The organism is Microbacterium sp. str. 'China', assembly GCF_002993305.1.
In the GTDB taxonomy this organism is placed as follows: Bacteria; Actinomycetota; Actinomycetes; order Actinomycetales; family Microbacteriaceae; genus Microbacterium; species Microbacterium paraoxydans.
Genome location: NZ_CP027434.1, coordinates 1,861,220 through 1,885,098 on the forward strand (window position 1 = coordinate 1,861,220; position 23,879 = coordinate 1,885,098).

General features: G+C 70.1%; 28 protein-coding genes and 4 tRNA genes. 15 read left to right on the forward strand and 17 right to left on the reverse strand.

From position 1 onward, the window contains the following. The gene (gene pdxY, locus C6C15_RS08940) at positions 1 to 852 is read left to right on the forward strand and encodes a pyridoxal kinase PdxY (protein ID WP_105949874.1); all 852 of its coding nucleotides are present in this window, start codon (positions 1 to 3) and stop codon (positions 850 to 852) included. Between the two features lie 100 nt (positions 853 to 952). Here the strand turns inward: pdxY and C6C15_RS08945 are convergent, their stop codons facing one another. The 3 genes from C6C15_RS08945 to C6C15_RS08955 form a co-directional block, all read right to left on the reverse strand. Then, complete coding sequence (locus tag C6C15_RS08945) at positions 953 to 1,507, reverse strand: HIT family protein (RefSeq protein ID WP_025103533.1); 555 nt, start codon at positions 1,505 to 1,507, stop codon at positions 953 to 955. Continuing rightward, positions 1,504 to 3,456: a threonine--tRNA ligase gene (gene thrS, locus C6C15_RS08950; RefSeq protein WP_231919695.1), complete on the reverse strand. Its 1,953-nt coding sequence runs from the start codon at positions 3,454 to 3,456 to the stop codon at positions 1,504 to 1,506. The genes C6C15_RS08945 and thrS overlap by 4 nt, the downstream gene beginning before the upstream one ends. Positions 3,457 to 3,577: 121 nt before the next feature. Next, positions 3,578 to 3,937: a YnfA family protein gene (locus tag C6C15_RS08955; RefSeq protein WP_105949875.1), complete on the reverse strand. Its 360-nt coding sequence runs from the start codon at positions 3,935 to 3,937 to the stop codon at positions 3,578 to 3,580. A 50-nt stretch (positions 3,938 to 3,987) separates the two neighbouring features. Between C6C15_RS08955 and C6C15_RS08960 the strand changes: the two genes are divergently transcribed. The 6 genes from C6C15_RS08960 to C6C15_RS08985 all read left to right on the forward strand — a co-directional run bounded on the left by C6C15_RS08960 (position 3,988) and on the right by C6C15_RS08985 (position 8,870). Then, a complete protein-coding gene (locus C6C15_RS08960) occupies positions 3,988 to 4,365 on the forward strand; it encodes a DoxX family protein (RefSeq protein WP_060923166.1) in 378 nt (125 codons plus the stop codon). Beyond that, positions 4,362 to 5,711 (forward strand): cryptochrome/photolyase family protein, encoded by a 1,350-nt coding sequence (locus C6C15_RS08965; protein ID WP_105950795.1) that lies wholly within the window; start codon positions 4,362 to 4,364, stop codon positions 5,709 to 5,711. The genes C6C15_RS08960 and C6C15_RS08965 overlap by 4 nt, the downstream gene beginning before the upstream one ends. Before the next feature lie 50 nt (positions 5,712 to 5,761). Beyond that, positions 5,762 to 6,367, forward strand: a complete 606-nt coding sequence (locus C6C15_RS08970; RefSeq protein WP_158698537.1) for a hypothetical protein — start codon at positions 5,762 to 5,764, stop codon at positions 6,365 to 6,367. 111 nt (positions 6,368 to 6,478) lie between these two features. Then, positions 6,479 to 7,099 (forward strand): copper resistance CopC family protein, encoded by a 621-nt coding sequence (locus C6C15_RS08975; RefSeq protein WP_234024108.1) that lies wholly within the window; start codon positions 6,479 to 6,481, stop codon positions 7,097 to 7,099. A gap of 11 nt (positions 7,100 to 7,110) precedes the next feature. Further along, positions 7,111 to 7,644, forward strand: a complete 534-nt coding sequence (locus C6C15_RS08980; protein ID WP_105949877.1) for a copper chaperone PCu(A)C — start codon at positions 7,111 to 7,113, stop codon at positions 7,642 to 7,644. Beyond that, a complete protein-coding gene (locus C6C15_RS08985) occupies positions 7,644 to 8,870 on the forward strand; it encodes a Dyp-type peroxidase (RefSeq protein WP_105949878.1) in 1,227 nt (408 codons plus the stop codon). The genes C6C15_RS08980 and C6C15_RS08985 overlap by 1 nt, the downstream gene beginning before the upstream one ends. Before the next feature lie 10 nt (positions 8,871 to 8,880). Here the strand turns inward: C6C15_RS08985 and C6C15_RS08990 are convergent, their stop codons facing one another. Then, entirely contained in the window at positions 8,881 to 9,633 is a 753-nt protein-coding gene (locus tag C6C15_RS08990) for an MBL fold metallo-hydrolase (protein WP_105949879.1), read from the reverse strand. Beyond that, positions 9,630 to 10,130: a DUF6098 family protein gene (locus tag C6C15_RS08995; RefSeq protein ID WP_234024109.1), complete on the reverse strand. Its 501-nt coding sequence runs from the start codon at positions 10,128 to 10,130 to the stop codon at positions 9,630 to 9,632. Before C6C15_RS08995 ends, C6C15_RS08990 begins: the two co-directional genes overlap by 4 nt. 187 nt (positions 10,131 to 10,317) lie before the next feature. On the opposite strand from C6C15_RS08995, the gene C6C15_RS09000 reads away from it, so the two are divergent. Continuing rightward, on the forward strand, positions 10,318 to 10,791 hold the full coding sequence (locus C6C15_RS09000) for a DUF4383 domain-containing protein (RefSeq protein WP_105949880.1): 474 nt from the start codon (positions 10,318 to 10,320) through the stop codon (positions 10,789 to 10,791). Between the two features lie 75 nt (positions 10,792 to 10,866). Here the strand turns inward: C6C15_RS09000 and C6C15_RS09005 are convergent, their stop codons facing one another. The 5 genes from C6C15_RS09005 to C6C15_RS09025 form a co-directional block, all read right to left on the reverse strand. Beyond that, positions 10,867 to 11,196: a DUF7882 family protein gene (locus C6C15_RS09005; RefSeq protein WP_105949881.1), complete on the reverse strand. Its 330-nt coding sequence runs from the start codon at positions 11,194 to 11,196 to the stop codon at positions 10,867 to 10,869. 172 nt (positions 11,197 to 11,368) lie between these two features. Beyond that, complete coding sequence (locus C6C15_RS09010; RefSeq protein WP_231919620.1) at positions 11,369 to 11,689, reverse strand: hypothetical protein; 321 nt, start codon at positions 11,687 to 11,689, stop codon at positions 11,369 to 11,371. Positions 11,690 to 11,879: 190 nt separating this feature from the next. Further along, a tRNA-Val gene (locus C6C15_RS09015) sits at positions 11,880 to 11,954 on the reverse strand. A 27-nt stretch (positions 11,955 to 11,981) separates the two neighbouring features. After that, positions 11,982 to 12,052, reverse strand: a tRNA-Cys gene (locus C6C15_RS09020). A 52-nt stretch (positions 12,053 to 12,104) separates the two neighbouring features. Further along, a tRNA-Gly gene (locus C6C15_RS09025) sits at positions 12,105 to 12,177 on the reverse strand. 151 nt (positions 12,178 to 12,328) lie between these two features. On the opposite strand from C6C15_RS09025, the gene C6C15_RS09030 reads away from it, so the two are divergent. Further along, positions 12,329 to 12,401: transfer RNA gene (locus C6C15_RS09030), tRNA-Val, on the forward strand. A gap of 52 nt (positions 12,402 to 12,453) precedes the next feature. On the opposite strand, the gene C6C15_RS09035 is transcribed toward C6C15_RS09030, so the two are convergent. Beyond that, on the reverse strand, positions 12,454 to 14,118 hold the full coding sequence (locus C6C15_RS09035) for an alpha-amylase family protein (RefSeq protein WP_105949882.1): 1,665 nt from the start codon (positions 14,116 to 14,118) through the stop codon (positions 12,454 to 12,456). After that, positions 14,115 to 15,080, reverse strand: a complete 966-nt coding sequence (locus C6C15_RS09040; RefSeq protein ID WP_105949883.1) for a TIGR03885 family FMN-dependent LLM class oxidoreductase — start codon at positions 15,078 to 15,080, stop codon at positions 14,115 to 14,117. The genes C6C15_RS09035 and C6C15_RS09040 overlap by 4 nt, the downstream gene beginning before the upstream one ends. A 103-nt stretch (positions 15,081 to 15,183) precedes the next feature. Here C6C15_RS09040 and C6C15_RS09045 point away from each other — a divergent pair, with 103 nt between their 5' ends. Both C6C15_RS09045 and C6C15_RS17075 read left to right on the forward strand, forming a co-directional pair. Further along, positions 15,184 to 15,609, forward strand: coding sequence for a GIY-YIG nuclease family protein (locus C6C15_RS09045; RefSeq protein ID WP_105949884.1), 426 nt, complete (start codon positions 15,184 to 15,186; stop codon positions 15,607 to 15,609). 110 nt (positions 15,610 to 15,719) lie between these two features. Then, on the forward strand, positions 15,720 to 15,893 hold the full coding sequence (locus C6C15_RS17075) for a hypothetical protein (protein WP_153244978.1): 174 nt from the start codon (positions 15,720 to 15,722) through the stop codon (positions 15,891 to 15,893). Between the two features lie 60 nt (positions 15,894 to 15,953). On the opposite strand, the gene C6C15_RS09050 is transcribed toward C6C15_RS17075, so the two are convergent. The 4 genes from C6C15_RS09050 to zapE form a co-directional block, all read right to left on the reverse strand. Next, on the reverse strand, positions 15,954 to 16,340 hold the full coding sequence (locus tag C6C15_RS09050) for an SPW repeat domain-containing protein (RefSeq protein ID WP_060922080.1): 387 nt from the start codon (positions 16,338 to 16,340) through the stop codon (positions 15,954 to 15,956). Positions 16,341 to 16,423: 83 nt separating this feature from the next. Beyond that, the gene (locus C6C15_RS09055; RefSeq protein WP_025103551.1) at positions 16,424 to 17,017 is read right to left on the reverse strand and encodes a type II toxin-antitoxin system PemK/MazF family toxin; all 594 of its coding nucleotides are present in this window, start codon (positions 17,015 to 17,017) and stop codon (positions 16,424 to 16,426) included. Positions 17,018 to 17,036: 19 nt separating this feature from the next. Continuing rightward, the gene (locus tag C6C15_RS09060; protein ID WP_025103552.1) at positions 17,037 to 18,275 is read right to left on the reverse strand and encodes an ammonium transporter; all 1,239 of its coding nucleotides are present in this window, start codon (positions 18,273 to 18,275) and stop codon (positions 17,037 to 17,039) included. Between the two features lie 134 nt (positions 18,276 to 18,409). After that, positions 18,410 to 19,447: a cell division protein ZapE gene (gene zapE / locus C6C15_RS09065; protein WP_105949885.1), complete on the reverse strand. Its 1,038-nt coding sequence runs from the start codon at positions 19,445 to 19,447 to the stop codon at positions 18,410 to 18,412. A gap of 144 nt (positions 19,448 to 19,591) precedes the next feature. Between zapE and C6C15_RS09070 the strand changes: the two genes are divergently transcribed. Continuing rightward, positions 19,592 to 20,485 (forward strand): sulfurtransferase, encoded by an 894-nt coding sequence (locus tag C6C15_RS09070; protein ID WP_105949886.1) that lies wholly within the window; start codon positions 19,592 to 19,594, stop codon positions 20,483 to 20,485. Between the two features lie 18 nt (positions 20,486 to 20,503). Beyond that, positions 20,504 to 20,935, forward strand: a complete 432-nt coding sequence (locus C6C15_RS09075; RefSeq protein WP_060922077.1) for a SufE family protein — start codon at positions 20,504 to 20,506, stop codon at positions 20,933 to 20,935. Here C6C15_RS09075 and C6C15_RS09080 read toward each other — a convergent pair. Next, positions 20,919 to 22,076 (reverse strand): alpha/beta hydrolase family protein, encoded by a 1,158-nt coding sequence (locus C6C15_RS09080; RefSeq protein ID WP_105949887.1) that lies wholly within the window; start codon positions 22,074 to 22,076, stop codon positions 20,919 to 20,921. The two genes, C6C15_RS09075 and C6C15_RS09080, sit on opposite strands and share 17 nt — an antisense overlap. Positions 22,077 to 22,101: 25 nt before the next feature. Here C6C15_RS09080 and C6C15_RS09085 point away from each other — a divergent pair, with 25 nt between their 5' ends. After that, positions 22,102 to 22,683, forward strand: coding sequence for a DUF3000 domain-containing protein (locus C6C15_RS09085; protein WP_025103557.1), 582 nt, complete (start codon positions 22,102 to 22,104; stop codon positions 22,681 to 22,683). After that, a complete protein-coding gene (locus C6C15_RS09090) occupies positions 22,676 to 23,869 on the forward strand; it encodes a ribonuclease D (RefSeq protein WP_105949888.1) in 1,194 nt (397 codons plus the stop codon). Before C6C15_RS09085 ends, C6C15_RS09090 begins: the two co-directional genes overlap by 8 nt. Positions 23,870 to 23,879 lie beyond the last annotated feature (10 nt).

Below are 23,879 nucleotides of genomic sequence, written 5' to 3' on the forward strand. Positions count from 1 at the left end.
ATGAAGATCCTGTCCATCCAGTCCGCCGTCGCATACGGTCACGTCGGCAACTCCGCCGCCGTCTTCCCGCTGCAGCGCATCGGCGTCGAGGTGCTGCCGGTCTATACCGTGACGTTCTCGAACCACACCGGCTACGGCGCCTGGCGCGGCCCGCTGATCGACCCGGCCGACGTCGGCGAGGTCATCACCGGCATCGAGGAACGCGGCGTGTTCGGTTCCATCGACGCCGTGCTCAGCGGCTATCAGGGCAGCGAAGGCATCGGCGACGTCATCATCGACGCGGTCGCCAGGGTGAAGGCGGCCAACCCCGATGCGCTGTACGCGTGCGACCCGGTCATGGGCAATGCCAAGTCCGGCTGCTTCGTGGCTCCGGCCATCCCGATCCTGCTCCGCGAACGCGTGGTTCCCGTGGCCGACATCATCACGCCGAACCAGTTCGAGCTCGGCTTCCTCACCGAGACCGAGCCCGACACGCTCGAGTCCACCCTCGCGTCGGTCGACCTCGCGCGGGCGATGGGGCCGCGCACGGTGCTCGTCACGAGCGTCGAGCGGCCCGACCGGGAAGAGGGCACGATCGAGATGCTCGCCGTCGACGATGCGGGCGCCTGGCTCGTGCAGACCCCGCACCTGCCGATGAAGGCCAACGGCTCCGGAGACGTGACGGCCGCGCTGTTCACCGCGCACTACGTCGCGACCGGCAGCGCGCAGACCGCTCTGGAGCGCACCGCCTCGAGCGTCTACGACCTGCTTCAGGCCACGCTCGACTCGGGCGAGCGCGAGCTGCAGCTCGTCGAGGCGCAGGAGTTCTACGCGAACCCGCGGATGCAGTTCACCGCCCGCCAGGTGCGCTGACTCCTCCCCGACCCTGGGTCCCTGAGCCTGTCGAAGGGCCGGGTCACGACGCTTCGACAGGCTCAGCGACCCAGAGGCGGCTCAGCGACCCAGAGGCGGCTCAGCGATCGGCGGCGGGCCAGGCCTCCGCGACGGCCTCCCGCACCTCACCGAGGAGCTGCGGGAGCGCCTTCGTCTTGGCGATGATCGGGAAGAAGTTCGCATCCGAGCGCCACCGCGGCACCACGTGCTGGTGCAGATGCGCGTCCACGCCCGCTCCGGCCACCGCGCCCTGGTTCATCCCGAGGTTGAAGCCGTCGCAGCCGGAGACCTCGCGGAGCACGCGCATCGCGGTCTGCGTGAGCGCGCCGATCTCCGCGACCTCCTCGGGCGTCGCCTGGTCGTAGGTGGCGATGTGCCGGTACGGGCACACGAGCAGATGCCCCGAGTTGTACGGGAAGAGGTTCAGCAGCACGTACGCGGTCTCCCCGCGCGCCACGATGAGCCGCTCGGCGTCCGGGTACTTCGGCGCCTCGCAGAACGGGCATTCCTCGCGCAGCGGTTCCGGCCCGGCCTGGATGTACGCCATCCGATGCGGGGTCCACAGCCGCTGGAACTCGTCGGGCACCCCGACGAGACGGGAGGCGTCCTCGAGGTCCGCCTCACCGCCCGTCATGCGAGGTCTCCCGCCTTCAACACCAGCGCGTGCGACGCGATGGCGGCGCTGATCCGGCGCACGGCGTCGGCGACCGGCACGCCGTTCTCCTGCGTGCCGTCGCGGAAGCGGAACGACACGGTGCCCGCGGCGCGATCCTGCTCCCCCACGATGAGGATCAGCGGGACCTTCGCGGTGGTGTGATTCCGGATCTTCTTCTGCATGCGGTCGTCGGAGTGATCGACGTCGGCCCGCACGCCCGCCGCGCGCAGCTGCGCGATGACGTCGTCCAGGTAGTCGCCGTACTGCTCGGCCACCGGCACACCCACCACCTGGCTGGGCGCGAGCCAGAGCGGGAAGTCGCCGGCGTAGTGCTCGAGGAGGATCGCGAAGAAGCGCTCGACGGAGCCGAGGAGCGCCCGGTGGATCATCACGGGGCGGTGCTTCTGCCCGTCGGGACCGGTGTACTCCAGCTCGAAGCGGTCGGGCTGGTTGAAGTCGAGCTGGATGGTCGACATCTGCCAGGTGCGGCCGATGGCGTCGCGGGCCTGCACCGAGATCTTCGGGCCGTAGAAGGCGGCGCCGCCCGGGTCGGCCACGAGCTCGAGACCGGACTCTATCGCGACCTCGCGCAGCGTGTCGATCGCCGTCGACCACTGCTCGGGCTCGCCCAGGAACTTCGGGTTGCCCTCCTCGTTCGTCGAGAGCTCGAGGTAGAAGTCGTTGAGGCCGTAGTCGCGGAGCAGGTCGAGCACGAGGTTCAGGTTGGTGGTGAGCTCCTCTTTGACCTGGTCCTGGGCGACGTAGATGTGCGCGTCGTCCTGGGTCAGGCCGCGCACGCGGGTGAGCCCTGACAGCGTTCCGCTCTTCTCGTAGCGATAGACCGTGCCGAACTCGGCCAGACGCAGCGGCAGCTCCCGGTAGGAGCGCCCGCGCGAACGGAAGATGAGATTGTGGAACGGGCAGTTCATCGGCTTCAGGTAGTAGTCCTGGCCCTGGCGGGTGACGTTGCCCTCGTCGTCGACGACCTCGTCGAGGTGCATCGGGGGGAACATGCCGTCCGCGTAGGTCTGCAGGTGCCCCGACGTCATGAAGAGATCCTTCTTCGTGATGTGCGGGCTGTTGACGAGGTCGTAGCCGTTGCGCAGCAGGTGCTTGCGCAGGTTCTCCTCGATCTCGTAGCGGATGATGCCGCCCTTGGGGTGGAACACCGCCAGTCCCGAGCCGATCTCGTCCGGGAAGGAGAAGAGGTCCATCTCGGCGCCGAGCTTGCGGTGGTCGCGGCGCTCGGCCTCGGCGATGCGCTCCTGGTAGGCACGGAGCTCGTCCTTCGTCGGCCATGCGGTGCCGTAGATGCGCTGGAGCTGCGGGTTCTTCTCACTCCCCCGCCAGTACGCGGCGGCGATGCGGGTGAGGTCCCAGCCGTTGCCGATCATGCGCGTGTTGGGCAGGTGCGGACCGCGGCAGAGGTCCTTCCAGACGACCTCGCCGTCGCGGGTGGTGTTGTCATAGATCGTGAGCTCGCCCTCGCCCACCTCGACGGAGGCCCCCTCCGCGATCTCGGCAGCACCCTGGGTCCCTGAGCCTGTCGAAGGGCCCTTGAGCCCGATGAGCTCAAGCTTGAACGGCTCGTCCGCCAGCTCCGCACGAGCCTCCTCATCCGTCACGACGCGACGGACGAAGCGCTGGCCCTCACGGACGATGCGCTGCATCTCCTTGGAGATCGCCTTGATGTCCTCCGGCGTGAACGGGGTGTCGACACCGAAGTCGTAGTAGAAGCCGTCGGTGATGGGCGGACCGATGCCGAGGTTCGCCTGCGGGTTGATCCGCTGCACCGCCTGCGCGAGCACGTGCGCGGTCGAGTGACGCAGGATGTTCAGGCCGTCGGGGCTGTCGATCGTGACGGGCTCGACGTCGTCGGTCTCGGTGACCGTCGCAGCGAGGTCCTTGAGGACGCCGCCGACGCGCATGGCGACGACGTTTCGGTCAGAGAACAGGGCGAAGCCGTCGGTCGGCTGGGCGTTTTCAGGCACTGATCACTCCATCTGGGTCTGGATCTAGGCTACTCGTCCGCTCGCGGGTCGCCGACCGTCACGCGGCGGTCTCCGACAGCGGATCCGCGGCCACCGGCGCGAAGATGATGATCGCCGCCCCGGCCAGCGCCACCACGGAGCCGATGACGTCCCACGAGGTGGGGCGGAATCCGTCGACGATGACGCCCCAGGCGAGGGATCCGGCGATGAAGATCCCGCCGTACGCAGCCAGGACGCGGCCGAAGTTCGCATCCGGCTGCAGAGCGGCGATGAACCCGTACGCACCGAGCGCCATGACCCCGAGGACCGCGAACAACCACCCGCGGTCTTCCTTCACCGCGTGCCAGATGAGCCAGGCACCGCCGATCTCGGCGACGGCGGCGAGGAGGAAGAGGACGGCGATGCGCAGCACGGTCATCGCCTCAGTGTGACAGCCGCGGCGTCCGACGGGGACGGTAGCGTGGGCGCATGACACGGACGATCGCCCGCTGGCTCCTCGCGCTCGCCCTCGGGGCGATGGGCGTGCTGCACTTCACCCAGACCCGCGGGTTCCGGGTCGTCGTGCCCGACTGGGCGACCCACCTGACCCGGATGGACAAGGACACGATCGTCCTGGCGTCGGGTGCGGCCGAGGTCGCGCTCGCCGCGGGGCTGGTGGCACTGCCGCGAGAAAGACGGAAGATGGGGTGGGCGACAGCGGGGTTCTTCGCCGCGGTCTTCCCCGGCAACTGGCACCAGTGGCGCACCGGGCGATCGACGCCGGGACTCGATACGGACCGACGGCGGTTTGGCCGCCTGTTCCTGCAACCTCTGCTGATCGCCTGGGCCCTGTGGGCGACCCGATGACCTCGCCTTCGATCGTCTGGTTCCGCGACGATCTCCGCCTGGCCGACAACCCCGCGCTGCGTGCCGCCGTCGAGCGCGACGAACCAATCATCGCGCTCTTCGTCCTCGACGAGGAGTCCCCCGGCATCCGTCCGCTGGGCGGCGCGGCGCGCTGGTGGCTGCACCATTCGCTGGCCTCGCTCGCCGAGCGGCTGCAGGAGAAGGGGGCGACGCTGGTGCTGCGGTGCGGGCCCGCCGACCGGATCGTGCGGGAGCTGGTTGCGGAGTCGGGCGCCGGAGCGATCTTCTGGAACCGCCGCTACGGGGCGGCCGGGCGCGAGATCGACGCGGGGCTGAAGGCGGCGCTGCGCGACGACGGTCTCCAGGTGGCGTCTTTCGCGGCGTCGCTTCTGCACGAGCCGTGGACGGTCACCACCGGGAGCGGCACGCACTACTCGGTCTTCACGCCGTTCTGGCGGGCCTGCCTGGCCCTCCCGGCCCCGCGCGCCCCGCTCCCTGAGCCTCGAGAGCTCCGCGGCGACGGCAGGCGGCTCCGCTCCGACGCGCTGGACGACTGGAGGCTCCTGCCCACCGCCCCAGACTGGGCGGGCGGTCTGCGCGATACCTGGGAGCCCGGCGAGCCCGCCGCGCGCCGCCGATTGCGGAATTTCCTCGCCGAAGACCTCCGCACGTACGACCACGCTCGCGACGCGCCGGCTGCCGGTGCCACCTCCCGGTTGTCCCCGCGTCTGCGCTGGGGCGAGCTCAGTCCGTTCACCGTGTGGCACGAGGCGATCGAGGTCGACGGGGCCGGCGGATTCCTCTCGGAACTCGGCTGGCGCGAGTTCGCCTGGCACACGCTGTTCCACTTCCCGGATCTCGCGACGAAGAACCTGCGGCGCGAGTTCGACGCGTTCCCGTGGCCTCCCCTGGACCCCGCGCGGCTGGAGCTCTGGCAGCACGGCGAGACCGGAGTCCCCCTCGTCGACGCGGGCATGCGCGAACTCTGGCACACGGGGTACATGCACAACCGGGTGCGGATGGTCACGGCATCGTTCCTCGTCAAGAACCTCCTCATCGACTGGCGGCTCGGCGAGGAGTGGTTCTGGGACACGCTGGTGGACGCCGACGACGCGAGTAATCCGTTCAACTGGCAGTGGGTCGCGGGCTCCGGTGCCGACGCCGCCCCGTACTTCCGTGTGTTCAACCCGGAGCTGCAGGCCAAGAAGTTCGACGGCGAGGGGCAGTACATCGGCCGCTGGGCTGCGGGCGCCCCCGCCGAGCCGATCGTCGACCTCGGTGAGACTCGGAAGGCAGCGCTCGCGGCCTACGACGTCGTGAAGCGCTCCGGCGCACCGCGGAGCTGACGCCTGGCTCACGCCCGCGGCCACCGCCGGCGCATGGCAGACTGGTGCCCGTGAGCCCGTCCCGCAAGCCCGCCGTCGTGCGGGGCTTCGCGACCTCGTCGCTCGCGATCTTCGTGGCCCTGGCGGGTCACGTGAGCGGCGGCGGAGAGATGCCGGGCCCTCTGGGCATCCTGGTGCCCTGGCTGTTCGCCTTCATGGTGAGCGTGCTCCTCGCCGGACGAAGGCTCTCCCTCACCCGGCTCACGCTCTCGGTGGTCGTGAGCCAGTTCCTCTTCCACGTCCTCTTCGTGCTCGGCACGGTCAATCCGTCCGGCGCGGCGATCCGTCACGTGCACGGCGCTCCGCTCGTGCTCCCCGCAGCCGAAGGCTCTGCGGTCGTCGCGAGCGGGGATGCCGCGATGTGGCTCGGACATGCCCTCGCCGCGGTCGTCACGGTGACGGCGCTCCACCGCGGGGAGCGGCTGCTGCTCACCCTGCGCGCTCTCGCCGTCCGTCTGGTCCGCTGGGTGCGTCGGCGTGCGGACGCGACGCTCGCCCCGCGCGCCGCTGCTTCTCCGTTCCGCCTCGCCGGGCTCTTCCTCGTGCCGGCGGGCCGTGGTCTTCGCCTCCTCACTCCGCTTCTCGGGCGCGCCCCGCCCTCTCTCCCCGCGCTCTGATCCGCGCCCGCGGCCTCCCGCCGTGCGGTGCGTCCTCGCGCCGTCCGCTGTGACGCGCGTCCGAACGCAGGTACCCGCGTCGCTCGGCGACGTCTGAAGAGAGGCTCTTCCATGTCCCCTGTCCGCAGATTCGCGGCCGGGGCGGTGCTGGCGGCTGTCGCGATCCTCGCGACGGCAGCGCCGGCGACCGCCCATGACCAACTCATCGAGAGCAGCCCCGCCGACGGGGAACGGCTCGACACCGCGCCCGTCAGCGTCACGATGACGTTCTCGGGTGAACTCCTCGTCCTCGACGAGTCGACCGCCGGGGCCGTCGTCCTCGTCGTCGACGCGGAGGGCGAGGACTGGGCGACGGGCGAGGTGGAGGTGCGCGGACGGAACGTCACCGCTGCCCTCCTGCCCGACATGCCGGACGGCGGGTACCAGGTGCGCTGGCAGGTCGTCTCCGAGGACGGACATCCGATCGCGGGGGTCATCCCCTTCGCGATCGGTGACGCCGTCCCGCTGGCATCGACAGGGAACCCGGAGTCGAGCGCGTCCGCCACGGGCGGATCGTCGACCGCATCGGATCAGAACGCAGACGAGACGGGCGGCCCGATCCGGGTCCTGCTCGTCGGCGGGGCAGGCGCGGCACTCGCCGTCGCCGCCTTCGCCCTCCTCCTCATCCTCCGCCGCCGCCGCGCGGCGGCCGTGCCGCCGGAATCCGGCGACGACACGGCAGAGAACTCCTGAAAGGCATCATCATGAACACTCGCACTTCTCTCCCCCGCTTTGGCGCGGCGATCCTCCTCTCGCTGGTCGCGCTCACCGGGTGCACCGCGCCCACAGAAACCGAGACCCCGACCAGCACCCCCGCCAGCGACGCTCTCCGGATCGACGACGCCTGGGTCAAGGCGGCCGACGAAGGCATGTCCGCGGCTTTCGGCGTGCTCGTCAACGAGGGCGAGGAGGACGTGACGGTGACATCGGTCACCTCCGCCGCCTCGCCGATGATCGAGCTCCACGAGACCGTGGAGAACGAGGCCGGGGAGATGGTCATGCGGGAGATCGCCGGGGGCTTCGTCGTCCCCGCCGGCGGCAGCCTCGCCCTCGAGCCCGGGGGTAACCACATCATGATGATGGACCTCTCCGAGCCTCTGAGAGCCGGTGACGAGGTCGCTTTCACCGTCACCCTGTCGGACGACTCCACGTTCGAGTTCGCCGCACCGGTGAAGGACTACTCCGGCGCGAACGAGAACTACGACGGCGCCGACGACCACGAGGGCATGGACCACTGATGTCCGCGCGCGTCTCGGGCGCGCGCACCGGCCGCACCGGCTCGACCCGGCGGCAGTTCCTCCTCGGAGGGGCTGTCGCCGGTGTCGGCGCCGCCGTCGCGGTCGGGGCCGACCTCGCCCTCACGCGGGCGGACACGGAGGCTCCCGCGGCCCCCGCACCGCTCAACGGCTCCCTCACCGTCCCGTTCCACGGTGTCCATCAGGCCGGGATCGACACCCCTGCCCAGGCGCACGGCTCCTTCGTGGCGCTCGACCTCCGGCCGGAGGTCGACCGCGACGCGCTCCGCCGGCTCCTGCGGATCCTCACGGACGACGCAGCGCGGCTCACCCAGGGACGCGGGGCGCTGGCGGACTCCGAGTCGGAGCTCGCCGTCGCCCCTGCCCGGTTGACCGTCACGTTCGGCTTCGGCCCGGCGCTCGTGGCACGAGCGGGCGGCAATACCCCCGCGTGGCTCGCTCCGCTGCCCGCGTTCCGCGTTGACCGCCTGCAGCCGGAGTTCTCGGACGGAGACCTGCTCCTGCAGATCGCCGCCGACGACCCCCTGACCGTCGCGCACGCGCAGCGCATGCTCCTGAAGGACGCGCGCGGCTTCGCGACCGTCCGATGGATCCAGCAGGGCTTCCGCCGGGCACACGGCACTGAGCGACCGGGCACGACCATGCGCAACCTCTTCGGCCAGGTCGACGGCACGAGCAATCCGCAGCCGGGGACCGCGGACTTCGACCAGGTGGTGTGGAGCGATGACGGCTGGCTGGCCGGCGGCACAGGCATGGTCCTGCGCCGCATCCGCATGGACCTCGACGCCTGGGACCGCCTGGATCGCGGAGGCCGCGAGGCCTCGGTGGGGCGGACGCTCCGCGACGGTGCGCCGCTCACGGGGACGTCGGAGTTCGACGAGCCGGACTTCGACGCGACGACGGCCATCGGGTTCCCCGTCATCCCGGCGTTCGCGCACATCCGGCGCGCACGCGGGGACGGGACGGAGCGCATCTTCCGACGGGCGTACAACTACGACGAGCGCCCGGCCGGAGACGGCGTCTCCGAATCCGGGCTGCTCTTCGCCGCGTTCCAGGCCGACGTCGCGCGGCAGTTCGTCCCGATGCAGCAACGGCTCGACGAGCTCGACCTGCTCAACGAGTGGACGGTCCCGATCGGATCCGCCGTGTTCGCGGTGCCCCCGGGGTGCGCGGAGGGCGGCTACATCGGGGAGACGCTGCTCGACTGAGGTCGAGGACTCAGTGGGGTCCGCGTCGCCGGGCGGCGGCGACCGCGGGCCCCACACCGTCCAGGACGGGCTCTCCGTGGCCCGTCAGGACGACCCGCGCGCTCGTGCGCGCCAGGGTGTCCAGCGAATCCATCGCCTCCGCGGTGTCGGCCGTGGCCGCCCTGGCGACGATCTGGGGTCCGGTCTCGCCGGTGTACGGGTCGAGCGTCACGAGGGCGTCGCCGGCGATGAGCACCCCGGACTCCTCGAACAGGTATGCGCAGTGCCCTTCCGTGTGCCCGGGAGTCCACAGCGCGAGGGGGGTCCCAGGGGCGTCGATCGGATGCTCGTGTCTCACGCGCGGCTGCGCCTCGACGCCGCGGACGTTCAGGGCTCCGGCGAGTGCCATCCGGGTGATGGTCGGGATCCCCCGCGGATGGGTGAGCACGTAGGGGACGCGCGGTGAGGCCGGACGGTAGCTGTAGGGATGACGGGCCAGTTGTGCGTCGCGAGGGTGGACGAACACGGAGACCCCTTCCTCGTGCAACGCGCACGCGACACCGACGTGGTCGAAATGCCCGTGCGTCAGGACGACCGCATCGATGTCGGACTCCGTCGCCCCGAGGTGGCTGAGCAGGTCGCGCAGCACGCCCCTGCTCCGCGGCAGTCCCGCATCGAACAGCGTCAGCCCGTCCGCGGTCTGCACGAGGTAGCAGTTGACGTCCGCCACGCTGATGCCGAAGAAACCGGGAACGACCTCCGTCCACTGCCGCCCTCTGCTCATCCCCGGTCCTCCTCGTCGTCGGCGGGTCCGCGACCCGCATCGAAGTTGCGCTCGTACCGCTCCCTGGCCTCGAGCAGCACGTGTGCGCCGATCACGGCGATGGGTTCCACCTCCCGCAGCAGCGGCTCGCAGTCGGGCCCCCGGCCGCAGTGCTCGCCTCGCAGGACCCAGGCGATGCGCTGCGGATCCTTCTCGGCGAGGTGTCGGTACTGACAGAGCTGGCGCGCGAGCCAGTCCTCCAGCGGACGCGTCCACCAGCGCTCGGCATCCAAGGGATTGACGGAGAGGCCGGGAAGCTCGAGTCCGCTCTCGGTGTCGACGCTGGAACGGCGTGCATCCGCATCCGGCCCCTCCGAGTAGCGGACGTGCAGGCCGGGGCATGCGCGGACGACGGCGGCCAGCTGCGCCAGATGGTCGATGCGTCGCAGCCCGGTCGCCGCGTCGCGATCGGGAGCAGAGACGGGCCCGCAGGTGCGGTCGAGAGCAGCATCGGTCATGGCCCGAGCGTAAGAAGCGGCCGTGACGACGCCGAGGGGGATTGACAATCCGGGCATCGAGCGCATTATCGCCGGAGCGCTCGCGGACGCGGGGGAAGCTACCGCGCCGCTTCCGCCGCGTCAATGCCCTCTCAGCCCGTACCCCGGGGTTCTACCTTCGGGCAACCGCACCCACCTTGGAGGGATCATGAGCGACACCACCCACACCACCCGCTACGCCGAGACACCGATCCAGAAGACGGCGCTGATCGTCGGCATCGTCTTCCTCATCGTCGGCATCGCCGGCTTCATCCCGGGCCTGACCCACTCGGCCGAACACCTGCACGGTGCCGGAGCAGCATCGGAGGCCCTGCTCCTCGGCCTCTTCCAGGTCTCGGTCCTGCACAACGTCGTGCACCTGCTGTTCGCCGTCGCGGGCATCGCGCTCGCCGCCTCGCCGCGCGCCTCCCGCCTCTACCTCATCATCGGCGGGCTCGCGTACCTCGTCGTCTGGCTGTACGGCCTCATCGCGGTCGGCAACGAGCAGCTGAACTTCCTGCCGGTGAACAACGCCGACAACTGGCTCCACCTCGGTCTCGCGATCGGCATGGTGCTGCTGGGCATCTTCGTCAGTCGAGAGCCGCGCGTCCCGCGGAACGGCGCCGGCACCGCGCGCGTCTGACGCTCGGTGCACCACGTCGCGACGCCTCCTCCTCGCCTCGCGGAGGGGGCGTCCGTGCTGTCGCCGTCCCGTGCCCTACGCCCCGTCGAGGTTCCCGGTGACGGCGCTCCCGGCGGGCTCCGGCACGAGATACAGACCACCGGGCGAGTTCGCCGTGTACGCCAGCGCGTCGACCCAGGCCCGGTTGATCTCCGGCTGGCGGCTGCCGACGTACTTGAACACCATGGAGCTCCCGGCGTGGAGCCAGACGGTGATCCGTCCGCCCCCGATGCTGGCGTCCTCCTTCCAGGTGTACGGGAAGGGCTCGCCCCGCCGCAGCTTCGCGGTCATCACCAGCTGCAGATGCCGCAGCGCGCGGTCCTCGACCTCGACCTTGGTGCTTCCGTCGTAGATGAATCTGCCCATGTCCGCCCTTCCTGAGATGATCGCCACGAGATCTCGTCCCACGGAGGTGCGATCGTCGACCGCTGGTGGTGATGTCCGTCCACCCTGTCACCGGCACCGCACCCGGGAAGACGAAGACACCGTTGTGCGGACAGGAAACGAACAGTTCGTGCGAGCGGTGTCCACTCCCCGGTTATGCCTCCACCGGCTGCACGGCGTTCCCCCAGACCCAGCAGCGGTAGGTGCGCTCGCCGGCACGGAACTCGATGCCCGCCGCGAGCGGAGTGGAGCGGACGACCTTGGCCTCCACGCGGATCGCCTCCGGGCCGAACCGCACCCACGCCCGCACCCGCCGCTGGAGCGCGTGCGGATAGACGGTGATGGCGGATTCGCGCAAGGCGAGCTCGCGATCGGACAGGGACTGCAGGGGGCCGCGGCGTGCGGCGGCCTCGATGGCCTGATGCTGCGACCGCATGTCGTTGTACGCGGAGAGCGCGCGACCCGAGTTCCCCACACCGGCTCCTTCCTCCGGCCTCTTCCAGGATACCGATATTCGAACACATATTCGAACTCGATCCCGGCGGCGCCGACTCGGAAATTCGCGCCGAGGTCGCAGGGCTCCGCCGTGAGGCTGCGACCTCGCGCAGATCTGCGACGTCGCGCGCGGGCAAGAAAAAACCCCCGGCAGAACCGGGGGTTTCAGGTGGTGCGCGATACTGGGATCGAACCAGTGACCTCTTCCGTGTCAGGGAAGCGCGCTACCGCTGCGCCAATCGCGCCCGTTGGGGCTATTCAGTTTTCCCGTGAGGTGGCGACGGGATTCGAACCCGTGTAAACGGCTTTGCAGGCCGGTGCCTAGCCGCTCGGCCACGCCACCGTGTGGATTGACCCCACGTGCCGCCGATCTTCGAGAAGATCTACTGCACTCGAGCGGATGACGAGACTCGAACTCGCGACCCCAACCTTGGCAAGGTTGTGCGCTACCAACTGCGCTACATCCGCATTTTGTTCCCGGTTGCCCCGGGCACTTATGAAACATTAGCCGATGATCCGCGCTCCGCCAAACCCGTGGCGAATCTCGCGCGTGTCTCCCCGACTGGTCATCGGGGCACTCGCGGGTCGGGTAGTATCGGTTGACGTACCCCGCGGGTATGGGCGATTGGCGCAGTTGGTAGCGCGCTTCCTTCACACGGAAGAGGTCATCGGTTCGAGTCCGGTATCGCCCACAGAATCCCTCCGAAGGCCCCGGTCACCCGGGGCCTTCGGTGTTTCCAGCGGTCACAGGACCCTGCCGTCCCCCGGGCGCGAGACACGCAGCCACCGGTAGCCGTAGGCAGGAAGCTCCAGCTCCACCCCGCCGTCGTCGTCGAGGGGCACGCGCCGCGCGTCGAGGAGGTCGACCAGGGTCGTGCCCGCGGGCTCCTCCCCCAGCCGGAACCGCGTCGTCGCCGGCCGTTCCGCGAAGTTGTGGACGGCGATCGTGCGTCCCACATCCGCCTCCAGGGAGTGCACCAGCAGCGCCTCCTGCGGCTGGTCGATGACGCCGAACGTGCCCCACCCGAGCTCGGGCGACACCCGGTAGCGCGCGATCAGGTCGCGGACGAAGTGCAGCAACGATCCCCTGTCCTCGAGCTGCGCGGCGGCGTTCACGTGCGCCGGGGCATAGCCGTCCGCGGGAAGCGGCGCCACCAGACGCGAGGGGCGGGCGTCGGAGAAGCCGCCATTGCGATCCGCCGACCACTGCATCGGGGTGCGTACGGCCTGCCGCCCCTCGATGGCGATGTTCTCGCCCATCCCGATCTCCTCGCCGTAGAACAGCACCGGCGTCCCGGGGAGGGTGAAGAGAAGGCTGTAGGCCATCCGGATCCTCCGGGGATCGCCTTCCAGCATCGGCGGCAGCCGTCGGGTGATCCCGCGCCCGAACACCCGCTGCCGCTCGTCCGGGGCGAAGGCCTCGAAGACCTCCTGGCGCTCGGCGTCGCTCAGCTTGTCGAGGGTGAGCTCGTCGTGGTTCCGGAGGAAGTTCGCCCACTGCACCTCCGGCCCGAGAACCGGGCGGGCCGTGAGCGCCTCGACGAGCGGCGCGGGATCGCGGCGGGCGAGCGACAGATAGAGCGCCTGCATCGCCACGAAGTCGAACTGCATGGTCAGCTCATCGCCGTCCGCGCCCCCGAAGTACGCCCGCTGCTCCTCGTACGGGAGATTGACCTCGCCGAGCAGGATCGCCTCGCTGGACCGACGCTGGAGGAAGCGTCGCATGTCCCGCAGCAGCTCGTGCGGGTCGGGGAGGTCGGCCGTCTTCGGGACTTCGAGGAGGAACGGCACGGCGTCCACCCGGAAACCCGAGATGCCGAGCTGCAGCCAGAATCCGATCACCTTCGCGATCTCATCCCTGACCACGGGATTGGCGATGTTGAGGTCGGGCTGGTGCTCGTAGAAGCTGTGCTGGTACCACTGCCCCGACTTCTCGTCCTTCGTCCAGATCCCGTCGGCCTGCCCGGGGAACACCGTGTTCTTCTGGCCCTTCGGCGGCGCCTCGTCGCGCCACACGTAGTAGTCGCGATAGGGCGAGTCGACACTCCGGAGCGCCGCGCGGAACCACGGGTGGCGGTCGGAGGTGTGGTTGACGACGAGGTCGACGATCACCCGGATGCCGCGGTCGCGGGCCGTGCGGATCACCTCCACGAGGTCGCCGTGGGTGCCCAGACGAGGGTCCACGCCGTAGAAGTCGCTGACGTCGTAGCCGTCGTCGAGGTCGGGCGAGGGATAGAACGGCATGAGCCACAGGCACGTCACGCCCAGCTGCGACAGGTAGTCGATCCGCTGCGCGAGGCCGCGGAGGTCGCCGACGCCGTCGCCGTCCGCGTCCAGGAAGGTCTCCACGTCGAGGCAGTAGACGACGGCCGTCTTCCACCAGAGGTCGCTCGTATCGGTGATCTTCATGTGCGCTCCCTCAGGGCGGGCAGGATCTCGGCGGCGGCCGCCTTCAGGAATCCGGTCTGCTCCCGACCGACGTGGTGCAGGTAGATCCGGTCGAAGCCGATGCCCACGAGCTCCGCCAGTCGTCCCGCGAGGGAACGGGCGTCATGATCGACGAGGACCGCTCGTCGCAGGGCTGTCTCGTCGACCTCGCCGACGGCAGCATCGAAGTCCTCCGGCTGTTCGATGTTCCACGCCAGCGGCGGCGTGACGATCCCCTGCCGCCACTGCTCCTTCGCGACCGTGTACGCCTCGGCATCGTCGGCGCCCCAGCTCACGTGCGTCTGCAGGATGCACGGCCCCTGTCCTCCGGCCGAGCGGTAGGCCTCGACCACCCTCCGAAGCGCGGACGGCTCCTGGGCGACGGTCGCGAGCCCGTCCGCCCACCCGGCCGCCCACTCCGCGGTCTCGGGGCTGACCGCGGTGGCGAAGAGGGGCGGCGGCTGCGCCGGCCGGGTCCAGACCCGGGCGCGGTGCACGCGCACGAGACCGTCGTGGTCGACCTCCTCTCCGGCCAGCAGTCGACGGATCACGTCCACGCTCTCACCCAACCGCGCGTTCCGGACGTCCTTGGCCGGCCAGACGTCGCCCGTCACGTGCTCGTTCATGGCTTCCCCGCTGCCGAGCGCGGCCCAGAACCGTCCGGGGAACATCTCCTCCAGTGTCCCGAATGCCTGCGCGACGATCGCGGGGTGGTACCGCTGTCCCGGCGCGTTGACCATGCCGATCGGGAAGCGGGTGCGGGCCAGCGCCGCGGCGATCCAGCTGAACGCGAATCCCGACTCCCCCTGCTCGGGCAGCCACGGGGCCAGGTGATCGGAGCACATCGCCCCGTCGAAGCCGGCCCACTCCGCGCTGACGACCGCGTCGAGCAAGGCGCTGGGCGGGATCTGCTCATGGGAGGCGTGGAATCCGATGAAGACCATAGGCCGAGTCTGGCAAGGGACGACGCTCCGCGGCAGTGGTTGACAGGAGCGCCGGCTGCTGCCAAGTGGCAGCGATGTCCGAGGGACGACGTACGCTGCTCCGGTGCCGAAACCCTGCCTTCTCCCCGGACCCTGCCCGCTGTGCGGCGGTCTCACCGGGCTGCGGACGGACGATGCGTGGCACTGCGCGCTCTGCGACTGGCGCTACGGGGACTCCCCCGACCCCGACCTGCCGTTCCCGCGGATCGACGTCGTGTACTACCTCCGTTACGACCGCAGGGTGAAGATCGGCACGAGCAGGCAGCCACGGCGCCGCCTCGCGAGCATCCGTCATGACGAGCTCCTCGCCTTCGAGCAGGGCGACCGGGTGCGCGAACAGCAGCGGCATCGCGAGTTCGCCTCCGCCCGCGAAGGCGGCGAGTGGTTCACTCTGACGCCCGAGATCCGCGCTCACATCGCCCGCTTGCAGCAGGGCGGCGACCCCTGGCACCAGTACGCCCGCTGGATCAGCGCCGCTCTCCGGGGCTGAGCCGCCTATCACCACGCGTCCGATCGCACCAGGGGATCCCGACCTTCGTGGACGGCAGGCAGACTCGCCCATGAAAGGGCGCACCCGGCGCCCCGCGTGAGAGGACAGACATGAACGGACGAGAGAACATCCCCGCCGACGACGTCAGCGCGCAGGATCCGCTCGCCGGCGACGGGAGCGGCGACCCGAACAGCGACCGCCAGTTCCTCCAGGACCTGCCTCCGGCCCAGGTCGACACCGAGCAGCAGCAGGAGCATCAGGCCGAGGCCGACGACGAGGAGTAGTCCTCGCGACGACGAGGGGCGACCGGATCGGCATCCGGTCGCCCCTCGTCGTGTCCGGCGTCAGGCGGTCGCCGCGCGTCCGCGCGTGCTCTGCGGCTGGGGCTGGGAGAACAGCACGACGACGATGACGGCGGCACCGACGACGACGTGCGGGAGCCAGACGTTCAGCGCCTCGTCCGCGAAGCCGAACAGCCACGGCGACAGGGCGAGGAAGAGGCTTGCGACGATGTCGAAGACGAGGTGCACGGGCATGGGGATCAGCCCGAACGGACCCCACTCGTACTTCGTGAAGAGGCTGTAGACGATGAGACCGATGCCGAGGACGATCGGGATGACGACGGGGGCTCCGCCCATGCCGGCGAAGCCGAAGAGCCAGGGCGCGGCGATCAGGGCGATTCCGACGACGTAGTCGAGAACTCCATGGACCTTGGTCGGGATGAAACGCATGATTCCTCCTTGGGTGCCGCCGGCGGCGACTCACAGGAAGGTTCGGAGCCCTGCCCCCATCGGATGGGAACGTGGCGTCCGCCTCAGCTCTGTGCCCACCCGTATCGCCGTTGGAGCGCCGCGGCGACCCGGGCGTACCGGGTACGGTCCAGGGCCGCCGCCTCCCGGCGCAGACCACGCTCGTGGACGCTGTAGAGCTGTTCGATGTCGACCCAGGACTCGCGGCCCTGCCCGTCCCACTCCCCGCTCCCGATCGAGAGGTAGTCACGGTCGCCGTCGTGCGGCCTGCTGGTCATCCGCACCGCGTACACCCGCTCGGACGACTGCCGTCCGATCACCAGCACCGGTCGGTCCTTGCCTCGGCCGTCGTTCTCCTCGTACGGCACCCAGGTCCAGACGACCTCGCCCGCATCCGGGGCCCCGTCCCGCTGCGGCGCGTAGGACACGCGGACGGCCGGCATGCGCCCGGCATCGAGCCGCACGGTCTCGGTCCCGCGGGCGCGTCCCGGCTCGACGCCGGCATCCGATGCCGACCGCCGCTCGCGCTCCTCGGCCGTCCGCAGACGCGCGTCCGGGCGCCGCGGACCGGGAGAGGTCCGCGACGCCCGGGGGGAGCCCACTGCTCGGCGCAGGAGATCCGCGAGTGTCTTCAGGATGCCGTTGCTGGTCGTGCCCACACGGTCACCCTAACCGTCGTCACGCGTTCGCGAGAGCGTAGCCCTCCTCGCCGTGGACGACCTGGTCGACACCGGCGATCTCGTCCTCGTTCGTGATGCGGAACCCGATCGTCTTCTGGATCACGAAGCCGATCACCCAGGCGACCACGAAGGAGTAGATCAGCACGCCGGCGGCGGCGATCACCTGGACGGCGAGCTGGCGGGCGTCGCCGCCGACGAACAGGCCGGTGCCGGTCGCGAAGAAGCCGAGGTACACGGTGCCGATGAGACCGCCGACGAGGTGGATGCCGACCACGTCGAGCGAGTCGTCGAAGCCGAGGCGGAACTTCAGCTCCACGGCGAGGGCGCAGACGATGCCGGCGACCGCGCCGAGCAGGAGGGACCACCCGGGGGTGAGGTTGGCGCACGCCGGGGTGATCGCCACGAGACCCGCCACCGCGCCGGAGGCGGCACCGACGGACGTGGGCTTGCCGTCCTTGATGCGCTCGATGAGGATCCAGCCGAGGATCGCGGCCGCGGTTGCACCGAGCGTGTTCAGACCGATGAGGCCGACGCCGCCCATGTCCTCGGCGAGCCACTCCGCACCGGCGTTGAAGCCGAACCAGCCGAACCACAGCAGCGCGGCACCCAGCAGGGTCAGCGGCACGTTGTGCGGCTTGAGGATGCCCTTCTGGAAGCCGATGCGCTTGCCCAGCACGAGAGCGAGGGCGAGGGCTGCGGCACCCGCGTTGATGTGCACGGCGGTGCCGCCGGCGTAGTCGATCACGCCGATGCCGCTGTCCTCGCCGAACAGGGTGGTGCCGAGGTTCATGATCCAGCCACCGCCCCAGACCCAGGCGGCGACCGGGAAGTAGCCGACCGTGGCGAAGACGCCCGCGAAGATCAGCCAGCTGCCGAACTTCGCCCGATCGGCGATCGCCCCGGAGATGAGGGCGACGGTGATGATCGCGAAGGTGGCGCCGTACGCGACGCTGAGGAGGGCGACGTTCGATCCCTCACCCGAGGCGAGACTGGACAGGCCGATGTCCGCGAACGGGTTGCCCGCGAAGGCCGTCGGGCTGTCGACGGCGCTCATCGAGAAGCCGAACAGAATCCACAGCACGGCGACGAGTCCGATCGAGCCGAAGCTCATCATCATCATGCTGACGACGCTCTTCGCCTTGACGAGACCGCCGTAGAAGAACGCGACGCCGGGCGTCATGAGCAGCACCAGTGCCGTCGCGGTGATCGCCCACGAGATGTTGCCGGGAGCATCCATAGGAAAACCTCACATCCGAAGTAGTTGAGAGCTTCAGTGTGACCACGGGCGATTTCGCCCATGCGTGAGGTTTGTTTCCCCGCGGTTACAGCCGGGCTCCGGGTGTGAACATCGCGTTACGCCGGCCTGCGGGCTTACGCAGAATGCGTGAGTGCGTTGAGCCGGGAGATGGCGCGCAGGTACTTCTTGCGGTAGCCGCCGGCGAGCATCTCGTCGGAGAACACGGCGTCGAGCCCGAGGCCCGTCGCGAGGATCGGGATCTGGGCGTCGTAGACGCGGTCGACGAAGGCGACGAACCGCAGGGCCTCGGACTGGTCGGTGAGCTGGCGCACGCCCCGCAGCCCCACCCGGTGCAGGCCGTCGATGAGCCGGATGTAGCGCGAGGGATGCACCTGCGCCAGGTGCCGGATGAGGTCATCGAACGCGTCGTCCGAGACGGCGCCGTCCGCCGCGGCGGCGTCCACGGCGCTGCTGTAGGCGGCATCGTCCAGCGCCACGGCGTGACCGTCGATCGCGCGCTGCCGGAAGTCGACGCCGTCGATGCGCAGGGTCTGGAAGCTGTCCGACATCGCGTGGATCTCGCGGAGGAAGTCCTGCGCGGCGAAGCGCCCCTCGCCGAGCGCGTTCGGCGGCGTGTTGGACGTGGCCGCGAGCCGGGTGCCGGTGGGCACGAGCTCCCCCAGCAGGCGCGTCATGACCATGGTGTCGCCCGGGTCGTCGAGCTCGAACTCGTCGATGCAGAGGAGGTCGGCGCCCTTGAGGAGGTCGACGGTGTTCTTGTAGCCGAGGGCACCCACCAGGGCGGTGTACTCGATGAACGAGCCGAAGTACTTCCGTCGAGCCGGCATCGCGTGGTAGATCGAGGCGAGCAGATGGGTCTTGCCCACGCCGAAGCCGCCGTCGAGGTAGACGCCGGGCTTGAGCTCCGGCTCCTTCTTGGCCCGGCTGAACAGACCGCCGCGCTTGACGGGAGCACCGCGTCCTGCGAAGCGGAGCAGCGTCTGCTTCGCCTCCTCCTGGGACGGGTAGGCGGGGTCCGCCCGATAGCTGTCGAACGTGGCGTCGTCGAACTGCGGCGGCGGCACGAGGCTCGCGAGCATCTCGGGTCCGCTGACCGTCGGCGTGCGCTCGGTGAGGTGGACGGTTCCGGTGCGGGTGGTCGGGTCGGTCATCACGGTCCTGAATCAGGCAACGGCCTGTGTCGAAGTCTTACGGATCGGGTCCCGGGGGCGCGCGGAGGATCTATCGTCGAAGGGACGGATCCACACTACGCCGTCCGCACCGCCCGCTCGCCCGCTCACCGCTACGGAGACCCCATGGCCATCGAGTTCGACTCCTCCTCCCCCAAGTTCGCCGAGTACGCCGAGCCCGGCCGCCTGGTGACGACCGAGTGGCTCGCCGCCCACCTGGGAGAGCCCGGCCTCGTGGTCGTCGAGTCGGACGAGGACGTCCTCCTCTACGAGACGGGCCACGTTCCCGGAGCGGTGAAGGTGGACTGGCACACCGAGCTCAACGACCCGGTGGTGCGGGACTACGTCGACGGTGAGGGCTTCGCCGAGCTGCTCAGCCGCAAGGGCATCGCCCGCGACGACACGGTCGTGATCTACGGCGACAAGAACAACTGGTGGGCCGCCTACGCGCTGTGGGTGTTCTCCCTCTTCGGCCACGAGGACGTGCGCCTCCTCGACGGCGGTCGTGACCGCTGGATCGCGGAGGGCCGCGAGCTGACCCGGGAGGCGACGAACCGTCCCGCCACGGAGTACCCGGTGGTGGAGCGCGACGACTCGGTCATCCGCGCCTACAAGGAGGACGTGCTCGCCCACCTCGGCAATCCGCTCATCGACGTCCGTTCGCCGGAGGAGTACAGCGGCGAGCGGACCACGGCTCCGGCCTACCCGGAGGAGGGGACGCTGCGGGCCGGCCACATCCCCACCGCGCAGAGCGTGCCGTGGGCGAAGGCCGTCGCCGAGGACGGCGGCTTCAAGAGCCGTGCCGAGCTCGACGCCATCTACCGCGACGGCGCCGGGCTGCAGGACGGCGACGACGTCGTGGCCTACTGCCGCATCGGGGAGCGCTCGAGCCACACCTGGTTCGTGCTCAAGCACCTCCTCGGCTTCGAGAACGTCCGCAACTACGACGGCTCGTGGACGGAGTGGGGCAGCGCCGTGCGCGTCCCGATCGTGACGGGCACAGAGCCCGGGACCGTCTGAGGTGGGAGAATGGCGGGGATGAACGCCTCCGCCCTGCCTGACACTCTCGCCGAGATCCGCGACGGATTCCTGGAGACCCCGGAATCGGACCGCTTGCTGCTACTCCTGGAGTATGCGGACGAGCTGCCCGCCGTCTCCGATGAGGTGGCGGCGCATCCGGAGATGTGCGAGCGCGTCGCGGAGTGTCAATCGCCGGTCTACATCTACGTCGAAGTCCACGACGACGTCGTGACCATGCACGCCACGGCTCCGGAAGAGGCGCCGACGACCCGGGGGTTCGCGAGCATCCTGGTGCAGGGCCTCACCGGACTGACGGCGGACGAGGTCCTGGCGATCCCCGAGGACTACCCGCAGTCGATCGGGCTCACGAAGGCGGTGTCACCGCTGCGGATCGGCGGCATGACCGGCATGCTGATGCGCGCCAAGAACCAGGTCAGGCAGAAGCGCTGAGCCCCTGCGCCGCCAGCCACTCCGTGATCGCGGTGGTCCAGCCCTTCTCGTCGTAGTTCCAGAGCTTGGTGTGCCTCGCGACCGTGAAGCGCGGCATGGTGACGAGTTCCGGCCGCGCCTCCTGCAGGGCGTGTGAGGCGTCCGCGGGGACGAAGCCGTCGTCGTCGCTGTGCAGGATGAGGATCGTCGCGTGCAGTTCGTCGGCACGGGCGACCATATCCAGGCGGTCGAACAGGATGGGTTCGTCCGCGCCGCTGAGCTTCGCCGTGAGCGGCAGCTGCAGCGCCCCCATCGCGAGGGCGGGAAGGGGTTCACGCACCCGGGCGACCCGAGCCTGGAAGCGCAGCACGGTGCGCCAATCCACGACCGGCGACTCCAGAATGATGCCCGCGATGCGGTCGCGATAGCCGGAGTTGACCGCGGCCTGCAACGACACGGCGCCGCCCATGGACCAGCCCATCAGCACGACCCGCTCCGCGCCGTGACGCAACGCATAGGCGATCCCGGCGTCCACGTCCCGCCACTCCGACGCCCCGAGGGCGTAGGCGCCCGCCTTGGTCCGCGGCGCCTCGCCGTCGTTGCGGTACGACACGACGAGCGTGGGCAGCCCCGCCGCATGCAGCACCGGCACGGCACGGAGGCATTCCGCCCGCGTCGTGCCGCGACCGTGCACCTGGATGACCCAGGTCGAGGAGTCCCCCGGGAAGAACCACGCGGGGCACGGTCCGGCCGGAGAGCCGATGAGCACGTTCTCCCATCGCAGGTGCAACTCGCTCGGCGACGTGTAGTAGCTGCCGCTGAACGAGGCTCCGCGGTCCACCCGGGCTCCGGGTTCGATCTTCGTGAGGAGCTTGCGCCGCACGGTGGTGCTGTCCGCGCTGAGCACCGCGCCGAGCTTGACGTAGCCGTACGTGCCCGTGGTGAAGAGGCCGTATCGCCCCGGCAGCTCGGTGTCGAGGGTGCGGCGGAGTTCGATGGTCTGCGCCCCGGTGTCGATCGCGAGGATCTCCGTGTCCTGGACGCGGCTTCGCAACGGGGTGACGACCCGACGCGCCACCGCGATCACGAGGATCCCGACGGTGGCGCCCAGGGCGAGGAGCGCGGGGACAACGATCGCAACGGCGTGCCTGAGACTCTTCATCGCCTTCCGACTCTAGCCTGTTGCCGTGACCGCACACCCCGAGGCCGGGACGCCCTTCGACGCCGCCGTCGCCGAACTGCGCGCGACCGCGTTCCGCGACGACATCGCGGTCCGCGAGATCCCCACGCCGCAGAACCTCGCGCCCTTCGCGATCGCCCTGTCCGCCGACGTCCGCCCGGGCGAGGACGGCGACTCCGTATACGGGACCGGACGGTTCATCCTCCTGCACGATCCCGACGAACCGGATGCCTGGGGCGGCGCCTGGCGCATCGTGATCTTCGCCCAGGCTCCGCTGGAGACCGAGATCGGCACAGACCCCCTGCTCGCCGACGTCACCTGGTCGTGGCTCGTCGACGCGCTGGATTCTCGAGACGCGATCTACCACTCCCCGTCCGGCACGTCGACGAAGACGCTGTCGAAGGGATTCGGCGGCCTCGCCGACGAGGGAGACGGTGCACAGATAGAATTGCGGGCGTCCTGGACTCCGGAGGGCCCGTTCCGACCGCACGTCGAAGCATGGGCCGAGCTGGTCGGAATGCTGGCGGGGCTTCCGCCGGGTTCCGAGGGCATCGCCGTGATCGGCGCGCGAAAGGCTGTACGTGACTGAATACTCCGTGATCTCCGAAACCGAGGAGTTCCGCGCCGCCTGTGCTGCGCTCGCCGCAGGCACCGGCCCGGTCGCCGTCGATGTCGAGCGGGCGTCCGGCTTCCGCTACTCGCAGCGGGCCTATCTGGTTCAGGTGTTCCGGCGCGAGGCCGGGGTGTTCCTGTTCGACCCGCCCGCGATCGGCAACTTCGCTCCCCTGCAGGAGGCCATCGGCGACGTCGAGTGGGTGCTCCACGCGGCCAGCCAGGACCTCCCGTCGCTGCGCGAGCTGCACCTGGAGCCGAAAGAGATCTTCGACACCGAGCTCGCGTCCCGCCTGCTGGGTCACGACCGGGTGGGTCTGGCCGCCGTCGTCGAAGACACGCTCGGCATCACCCTGAAGAAGGAGCACTCAGCAGCCGACTGGTCGACCCGTCCGCTGCCCGACTCCTGGCTGGACTATGCCGCGCTGGACGTGCTGCACCTCGTCGACGTCCGTGACGCCCTCGTCGCCGAGCTCGAAGAACAGGGCAAGACCGCGTTCGCCGCGCAGGAGTTCGCCGCCACCCTGGCGCGCGCCCCGAAGGCCCCGCGCGAAGACCCCTGGCGGCGGCTGAGCGGGCTCCACCAGGTGCGCGGCGCCCGCAACCTCGCCGTCGCCCGCGCCCTGTGGGAGGCGCGCGAGATGTACGCGCAGCAGCAGGACATCTCGCCCGGGCGCCTCGTGCCCGACCGCTCCCTCGTCGCCGCCGTCCTCGCCAACCCCGCCTCCAAGCAGGCTCTCGCGGGAGTCAAGGAGTTCCAGGGTCGCGCGAGTCGCACCCAGCTCGACCGCTGGTGGCAGGCGATCGTCGACGGCCGTGCCGCCGAGACGCTGCCGCGCGAGCGTGTGCCCAGCGACGCGCTCCCGCCGCCCCGCGCCTGGGGCGACCGCAACCCGGAGGCGGACGCCCGCCTGAAGGCCGCCCGTCCCGCCGTCGAGGCCGTCGCGGAGGAGCTGGGTATGCCCACCGAGAACCTCCTCACGCCCGAGTACCTCCGCCGGGTCGCGTGGGACGGCCCGGGCACGACGGCGGAAGAGATCGGCGCCGCACTGTCCGCACTCGGGGCCCGCCCCTGGCAGGTTGAACAGACTGCACAGAAGATCGCCGACGCCTTTGTAGAGGCGGCGCAATCGCCGGACACCACGTCCGCGACGGCTTCGTAGGTTCGATCCA